The organism is Stenomitos frigidus ULC18, from assembly GCF_003003795.1.
GTDB lineage: Bacteria > Cyanobacteriota > Cyanobacteriia > Leptolyngbyales > Leptolyngbyaceae > Stenomitos > Stenomitos frigidus_A.
Genome location: NZ_PVWK01000037.1, coordinates 1 through 5395 on the forward strand (window position 1 = coordinate 1; position 5395 = coordinate 5395).

The 5395-nt window shown below is 50.2% G+C and carries 7 protein-coding genes and 1 pseudogene; all 8 read right to left on the reverse strand.

Going from position 1 to position 5395, the window contains the following annotated elements; all coding sequences use genetic code 11:
• Window positions 1–2025: type I restriction endonuclease subunit R (locus C7B82_RS35030; protein WP_281258937.1), on the reverse strand; the 2025-nt coding region annotated here is incomplete at its 3' end.
• A complete protein-coding gene (locus tag C7B82_RS35035; RefSeq protein WP_219904117.1) occupies window positions 1964–3115 on the reverse strand; it encodes a type I restriction endonuclease in 1152 nt (383 codons plus the stop codon). The genes C7B82_RS35035 and C7B82_RS35030, both read right to left, overlap by 62 nt.
• Window positions 3116–3271: 156 nt before the next feature.
• The gene (locus C7B82_RS07450) at window positions 3272–3499 is read right to left on the reverse strand and encodes a hypothetical protein (protein WP_106255672.1); all 228 of its coding nucleotides are present in this window, start codon (window positions 3497–3499) and stop codon (window positions 3272–3274) included.
• Between the two features lie 9 nt (window positions 3500–3508).
• Complete coding sequence (locus C7B82_RS07455; RefSeq protein ID WP_106255673.1) at window positions 3509–3898, reverse strand: type II toxin-antitoxin system VapC family toxin; 390 nt, start codon at window positions 3896–3898, stop codon at window positions 3509–3511.
• Window positions 3895–4125 (reverse strand): hypothetical protein, encoded by a 231-nt coding sequence (locus C7B82_RS07460; RefSeq protein ID WP_106255674.1) that lies wholly within the window; start codon window positions 4123–4125, stop codon window positions 3895–3897. Before C7B82_RS07460 ends, C7B82_RS07455 begins: the two co-directional genes overlap by 4 nt.
• 23 nt (window positions 4126–4148) lie before the next feature.
• A pseudogene (locus C7B82_RS07465) lies at window positions 4149–4553 on the reverse strand (restriction endonuclease subunit S); the annotation flags it as partial.
• Window positions 4554–4569: 16 nt separating this feature from the next.
• Window positions 4570–5145, reverse strand: coding sequence for a restriction endonuclease subunit S (locus C7B82_RS07470; RefSeq protein WP_106255676.1), 576 nt, complete (start codon window positions 5143–5145; stop codon window positions 4570–4572).
• Window positions 5058–5336, reverse strand: coding sequence for a restriction endonuclease subunit S domain-containing protein (locus C7B82_RS32030; RefSeq protein WP_181357389.1), 279 nt, complete (start codon window positions 5334–5336; stop codon window positions 5058–5060). Before C7B82_RS32030 ends, C7B82_RS07470 begins: the two co-directional genes overlap by 88 nt.
• Between the last annotated feature and the right edge of the window lie 59 nt (window positions 5337–5395).

Sequence of the window (5395 nt, forward strand, 5' to 3'; positions counted from 1 at the left end):
ACCCAGAGAGAAAAGGAAGAAGAAAGAATAGGTTTTGAAAGAGTTTGAGCGCTTTTTATAAAGCAACAGCTCTAATGTTATACCCTGCTGCTTCCTCCACACGGCTTTGGCGACTTCTCGCTCTTTGAAACGGTTGCCGATCCAGCCTTCTTTTTTGGTGTACCGTACAGCGGTGTCAATGCGGAGCGCAAGGGCTTCATCATTTTCCAGGTTGTCGTAGAGCGATCGCTTGGCGGTAGTGTTGAGGGACGGGGGATAGGCTGTCTGGGACGTGCCTGTAGGTTGCTTGACCTGGCGGGCGAGCTGTTTGACTTTCTCTAGATACTCCTGATAATCGATCGCCTGTTCCCGGCGCTCCTGAATCAGAGCATCGAGCAACGCGGACATCTGTTCATAGTATTTGGGGTTGACTGGATTTTCATCAATGATGGTTTTCCGCAGATTGTTCTCGATGGTTTCTGCCATCGCGGCTGGCTCTTTCAACCCGGTAGGCAGTGTTTCCAGTGCGCCCAGTCCCTTTTGGACGATAAGTTCCACTAGTCCCAGGTCTTCAAACTCAGAGACGACGATGCTTTCATCCGCACGAATATAGCTGTCGAGCAGGTGATGCATGGCGGGTTCGTAGCGCTTCATATCGAGGTAGTCACCGCTGGCAACTTTGACCTCATCACGCATCTTGGTGTAATGCTCCACGTCGGCTTTGATCGTGACAGTTTCCTGCGCACTGTAGCCTGCTTCAGCCATTTCGTTTGCCAGGTTGGCATAGGCACGCATTAAGGCGGCTACTGCCTGATAGAGGGCAACCCGTTTAGGTTCGTTGTTGGCTAAAGTGTCTTGGTCGCTGGTGTCTATGGTACAGAAGTAGTGCAAGTAATCTTGGGTCTCGCGTGGGCGCTGGACAGGTTCGCACAAGGCTTTGACGGTTTCCAGGGTTTCTTCCAGGCGATCGCGGGCTTTCTCCAGACGATCAGTGAGCAGTCCGGCGACATCTTCTGGGGCATAGCCATCGAGTGCGCCGCTGGTGTAGTCGCAGATCGCTCCCTTTAGGCGCTGGAACAGGTCTTTGTAATCCACGATGTATCCGTATTCTTTGTCGTCGCCATCTAGCCGGTTGACGCGACAAATTGCCTGGAATAAGCTGTGGTCGCGCATCTGCTTGTCAATGTAAAGGTAGGTGACAGAAGGCGCATCGAAGCCCGTCAGCAGCTTATCGACCACAATCAGCAGGCGCATCTGTCCCGGTTCATTGATGAAGCGTTCTTTGACCTTCTTCTCGAATTCTTCGACCCGCACCATGGCTTTATCTTCGGACTCACCAAAGTACTCAGACAGCATTTTGCGGTAAATGGCGTACTGGTTCAGCTTTTCGGTGAGACCTTCGCCGCTTTCTTCGCCTTTGATATCGGCGGGAGAGGGCTTGTAGCTGGTAATGATGGCGCACTTGTTTGCCAGGTCGGTGCGGCTGAAGAGTTCATAGACTTTACACGCCTGGTAGATGCTGGCACAGACCAGCATGGCGTTGCCGCGCCCATCCATTAGACGGGGTTTGGTGTCCATGTCTAGCAGGATGTCTTTGACGATTTGCTCCAAGCGCGATTGGCTAGAGAGTACCTTTTGCAGCGTGCCCCATTTTTGTTTGAGCTGCGTCTTGGCGATGTCTGATAAACCACGGGTTTTGGCTTCAAACCACTGGTCGATTTTTTGTTGGGAGGTGAGGTGTTGGTCAATATCGCGAGCTTCGTAGCGCAAGTCGAGAACGACCCCATCGGCAACGGCTTCGTCAAATTTGTAGGTGTGGATGTAGCTGCCAAAGATTTCGATGCTTTTTTGCTTGTCTTGTTTGAGGAGGGGCGTGCCGGTGAACCCGATGAAGGCGGCGTGGGGCAAGAGTGCTGTCATTGCCTTGTGCAGCTCGCCGGATTGTGTGCGATGACACTCATCGACGAACACAAAGAGTTCACCTTTAGGGCTGAAGTTGCTGAGCCGCTGACTTTGCAGGTCTTTGATGAATTGGGCGGTGGGCATCGTTCTGCGATCGCCCTTCACCCCCACCAAATTTATGCACGAGAGAGCAGACCAGCCAGGGTGTGGTTTGATCCAGGGTTGTAAGCAGGTCGGCTCCGCTGGTGGTGCGGTAGATATCTTCATCCACGCCTTTGAAGACTTTCTCGATCTGCTCGTCAAGTTCGGTGCGATCGGTAATAATCAACACCCGCGCATCGGTGACGTTTTCTCGAAGCCATTTGGCGAGCCACACCATCGTCAGACTTTTGCCGGAACCCTGGGTATGCCAGATGATGCCCCCTTCACGGCGCTGGACGTGCTGCTGGGCGGCTTGAGTGCCGAAGTATTGGTTGTGGCAGCAGGTCTTTTTGGTGCCGGAGTCGAACACGATGAAGTCATGGATCATCTCCAGGAAGCGGTGTTTGTTGCACAGCAGACTGAGGTGCCAGTCTAGGGGATTATTGAAGGGATTGTCTACCGCTTCCTTCCATTGCAGATAGTATTTTTCGGGGGTTTCAATGGTGCCATAGCGAAGACCCTGGGTGTCGTTGCCTGCCATCACCAGTTGCATCGTGGTGAAGAAAGGACGGATAAAGGTTTTTTTCTGGTTGTCGAGGTTTTGGCGGATGCCTTCGCCGATCGCGACGCTGGAGCGTTTGAGTTCTAACACCTCTAACGCGATGCCGTTGACGTAGAGAACGATATCGGGGCGTTTTTTGTTTTCCCCTTTGATGGTGACTTCTTCGGCGATCGCAAACTCGTTCTGCTCTGGATGCTCCCAATCGATTAGCCAGATGGTTTGGTTCTGTTGCCCTGCGCCTTCTTTGACTTTGACCCCATAGCGTAAAAGGCGATAGACGGCTTTGTTGGCATCGTAGAGGTTTTGCCCTTCGCCGAGAACGGCTGCCTGGTCGAGTTCGCGCAGGGTTTTATTAATTAGGGTGTCGATCAGACCTCGCTGCTTCAGCCATTGGCTCAGCAAGGCGGCTTCGATGTTGCGGTTGTTGTCGCGGGTTTCCCAATTGCCCAGGTAGGTATAGCCCAGATGGGTTTGAAACAGCTTAACGATGCGCGTTTGGGTGATCCGCTCAATCTGACCGACAGTGCTCACGGGTTCTTTTCCTTGTGTTGGATGCCAGATAGCAGCATCGCTGTCAATGGATTGCTTTCCCAGTTATAACAACCCAGTTTTATGAAACAACAGGGGTTCCATTATCTTCACAGTGCTGAAGCGATCGCCATTCCTCATCTGAAACACAAAAGAACACTACTCGATGATTTCATCGTACTGGTTGGGATCGTCTTCTTGGCGCTGTCTGATGGCGGTCAGAATGTCTTCTAGTGGGGTTTTGTCTAGCCACTGATGGCGATCGTGGGTGTAATCGCCTTGACCGGGTGTGCAATGCTGAATAAACCGAATGGCATCGACAACTCCAAGGGAATTGACTAACGCTTGATAGCCCTGACTAACAATTTCTTGCTGGGTTTTAGGCATAGTTTTTCGCTAACTGAGGGTTTGCAACCAATCAACATTTGTGAGACGGGCATCAACGGTGGCAAGCTGGAGTTGGTAGTGGAGGTCAGTGGCAGCAATGAAGCGATCGGCAGGATCTTGATGAGATAGATTGACCTGACGACTGAGGATGGCAATCTGATGATTAAGGGCAGCTTCACGGATTGACAGTGCTTTGAGGGATTGATCAATCCAGGTGGCAGCATCCAATTGCAGAGAGATGCGTCCTTTTTCTACCAGAAGCATCACTTCCCAGACACTAATGGGGCTGAGCCAAAGCTCCGTAGTTTCTGCTGCGATCGATGATCGCAGGTTTTCTGAGAGTTGAGCGTTGCCGAGAGCGTACCAGAGCCAGATATGGGTATCAAGGAGAAGTTTCACTGGAGCACTTCCCAGGCAGTCTCAGGCAGGACTGGAGCAATGACATCGCCAAGAATTGCCCCGGTGTCTTGCATGAACCCAAAAGCGGGACGGTGATTAGGCTCAGGTTTGGGAGAGGTTCCTTGTTGCATATCCTGCTTGACCGTTTGCAGAATTGCCTCAATCACAAGAATGCGATCTTCGATCGATACCCCTTGCAGCTTTTGCATTAACTCTGGATCAACCATTTTCCCTCCCTCCCTCTATCGATTCATGCCTCAATTTTAAGCCTTACCTTGCCAGTGAGGAGTGCTTGCATCATGCCCTGTTTGAGTGCCTGGGTTTTGGCGAGGCGGTTTTCTAGGGCAGCAATTTCGGCATCCATGTCAGAGAGAACAGTGGCGATCGCCTGTTGTTCTTCCTTTGCTGGAAGGATGATTGGATAAGTTCTCACAACATCGACATTCAGATTACCTACGCCTGACCCCAGATAAACTTGTTCATTTGCCCGCTGCTTGTATGGATGGCTGTTAAGTAGATGCATTAGGAAGTAACTATCTAAGTTCTGCCCAGGCTTTATAAGCGTTAAAGATACATAGATAGAAAATTCAAAATCTACTTCAATAACAGCAGCCTCACCTATAGTGCCTACTCTTGAGTAGAGAACGTCACCTTTCTGGGGCGGATTATTTCTATAAAGCTGATGATGAAAGCTCTTTAGTGACGTACTTGAAGTTTGACCAAATTACCCTTCCAAACTTTACGTTGCTGCTGGATAGAAAAGGGTATCCTCTTCCCTCAACAACATACTGAGGTGTTGCTGCAATGCCACAAGTTATCAATCTCATTATGTCCGAGAATTTGAAAACGCTCCAATCTTCAGGAATTGCACCAACTTCAGTTTGCTGATAGCCCTTCCCCTCACCAAACCCCGGCAGGCGTTTTTTGCCTGTGAGGAGTTGCTGCATCGTGGCGGTTTTGAGATGGCGCTTTTTGGCGATCGCTTTATCCAGTGCGGCAATCAGGTGATCGACGTCGGATAGAGCTTGGGCGATCGATCGTTGTTCTTCTGGTCGTGGCATTGGAACGACCAAATTTTTGATTTGCTGGACGTTCACTCGGCGGAAAGTTGAACCAACCATCAAATCCTCTAACTGGCTACAAACTATCCAGGAAGAGATTATTGATTGGAGAAAACCAGTTGAAAAGTCAGCAGATTTTTTCTCAACAGGCAGACATCTTGTCCCATTGCGAAAGGAGGATGCCAATCCGCAACTTGGGCAACTTCACCAACGGTAGCGTTACGACTGAGAATCAAATCGCCAGTTTGTGGTTTACGTCCCCCGTCAATTAAATGGTTGTAATAATAGGTTGTCGTTTGTTTTGCATTATCTAAGCTGACAAAGCGGGTTTGAACTTCTTTGATACTTGCGATCGGGATCAGCAATTCTAAATTCAAATTTTGACAGCAGGATCAAGTGAGGAGAGGATGGAGGTCTGTGAGCGAGAGCAGCTAAA

Bases quoted from the DNA above. Each gene is read 5' to 3' on its own strand.
- C7B82_RS07450 (WP_106255672.1), bottom strand. From the start codon at position 3,499: ATGCCTAAAACCCAGCAAGAAATTGTTAGTCAGGGCTATCAAGCGTTA.
- C7B82_RS07460 (WP_106255674.1), bottom strand. From the start codon at position 4,125: ATGGTTGATCCAGAGTTAATGCAAAAGCTGCAAGGGGTATCGATCGAA.